Here is a 729-nt window from a genome sequence, read left to right as displayed (position 1 = left end):
CAAGGAAGCTAAAGAGGAACTGCTCAAACTGAAAACCGCAAAGCAGAATGTTGCGTCCTTTTTCCGGGAGGAAGAACAGACGCAGCAGGAGAGATAAAGGAGTGTGCGTATGATCAATCTGAAAATTGACCCGGAGTTCCAGTCCCAGATTCCGCCGCTGACGGACGATGAGTACAAGCAGCTTGAAGAAAATATCCTGAAAGAGGGCAAGCTGATCTCTCCTTTGATCGTGTGGAATAATACCCTTGTTGATGGTCACAACCGTTATGCGATTCTTCAGAAGCACCCGGAGATTTATTTCTCTACCATGCCGCTCCGATTTGAGAACCGCGAAGAAGCCATTGCGTGGATTTGCCGGAATCAGTTGGGACGGCGAAACCTGAGTCCCGAACAGAAACGCTATCTGCTTGGGAAGCAGTACGAAGCCGAGAAGAAGGCTGCAAAAATCTTTCGGGGCAATCAGTACACTTTAGCAAAGAAAAGTGGTGGTGCTCACGATGATAACCACCACTCCGGGAAGAAAACCTGCGACCGAATCGCAGAAGAAAACGGTGTCAGCCGTGCCTCTGTTCTCCGTGCCAGCCACTATACACGAGGCATCGACATTGCGGACAACCTCTCTCCCGGCATCAAGCAGAAAGTCTTTTCCGGTGAAGTGAAGTTCACCAACGAAGAAATGTCCAAGCTTGTGCAGGCAAGTGTCGAGCATCGTTCAGATGTCCTTGCTCA

Annotated in this window: 1 protein-coding gene; it reads left to right on the top strand. The window is 49.8% G+C overall.

Going from position 1 to position 729, the window contains the following annotated elements; all coding sequences use genetic code 11:
- Positions 1-109: 109 nt before the first annotated feature.
- Positions 110-729, top strand: a 620-nt coding sequence (locus AAAU26_RS03475) for a ParB N-terminal domain-containing protein (RefSeq protein WP_489705579.1), incomplete at its 3' end; no start/stop codon positions are given.

The sequence above is a fragment of the Faecalibacterium longum genome, from assembly GCF_040094125.1.
Lineage (GTDB): Bacteria > Bacillota > Clostridia > Oscillospirales > Ruminococcaceae > Faecalibacterium > Faecalibacterium longum.
The sequence above is the reverse complement of the archived record's forward strand: the minus strand, read 5'-3'. Positions and strand labels throughout refer to the sequence as shown.